Genomic DNA, 920 nt, shown 5'->3' with positions numbered 1-920 from the left:
CGGGCCGCCGCTGCGACGTGCGCGCGGCGGCCGGCATCTCATTCCTCGACGATGACGGCGTTCGTGTACACCTCCTGCACGTCGTCGAGGTTCTCGAGCGCGTCCAGGAGCTTCTGCATCTTCACCGCATCGTCGCCGGTGAACTCGACTTCGTTTTGCGGCTTCATCGTCACTTCGGCGAGTTCGGCCTTGAAGCCGGCGGCTTCGAGCGCGTCCTTCACCTTCGAGAATTCCTGCCAGTCGCACAGCACTTCGATCGAGCCGTCCTCGTTCGTGCTGACGTCGTCCGCGCCGGCTTCGAGCGCCGCTTCCATCAGCGCGTCTTCCGACGTGCCCGGTGCGAACAGGAACTGGCCGACGTGATCGAACATGAATGCGACCGAACCGTCGGTGCCCATGTTGCCGCCGAACTTCGAGAATGCATGACGCACTTCGGCGACCGTGCGCGTGCGGTTGTCGGTCAGCGTGTCGACGATGATGGCCGCGCCGCCGATGCCGTAGCCTTCGTAGCGGATTTCCTCGTAGTTCGCGCCGTCCGCGCCGCCGACGCCGCGATCGATCGCGCGCTTCACGTTGTCCTTCGGCATGTTCGCGTCGGCCGCCTTGTCGACCGCGAGACGCAGGCGCGGGTTCGAGCTCACGTCTCCGCCGCCGAGACGGGCCGCGACCTGGATTTCCTTGATCAGGCGCGTCCAGATCTTGCCGCGCTTCGCGTCGGCCGCTGCTTTCTTATGCTTGATGTTGGCCCATTTCGAGTGACCAGCCATACCTTTCTCCGTGCCCGGGCGCGCTCGCGCGGGCGATAGTGCCAATGTGTCGTTGAATCGGCGGCCGTGGTGGCGGGCGTGAAGCCGCGGGCCGCGCGTGTCGAGTGGAGCGTGATTTTATCACGCGGCGCCCGCCCGAACGGCGCGCCGCGC

The 920-nt window shown here is 66.2% G+C and carries 1 protein-coding gene; it reads right to left on the bottom strand.

Going from position 1 to position 920, the window contains the following annotated elements:
- Positions 1-38 precede the first annotated feature (38 nt).
- The gene (locus HMPREF3115_RS06805; protein ID WP_006398745.1) at positions 39-767 is read right to left on the bottom strand and encodes a YebC/PmpR family DNA-binding transcriptional regulator; all 729 of its coding nucleotides are present in this window, start codon (positions 765-767) and stop codon (positions 39-41) included.
- Positions 768-920: the final 153 nt, after the last annotated feature.

It is taken from the genome of Burkholderia sp. HMSC10F09 (assembly GCF_001806955.1).
GTDB lineage: Bacteria > Pseudomonadota > Gammaproteobacteria > Burkholderiales > Burkholderiaceae > Burkholderia > Burkholderia multivorans.
Note: the sequence above shows the minus strand (reverse complement) of the source record. Positions and strands in the feature narration are given on the sequence as shown.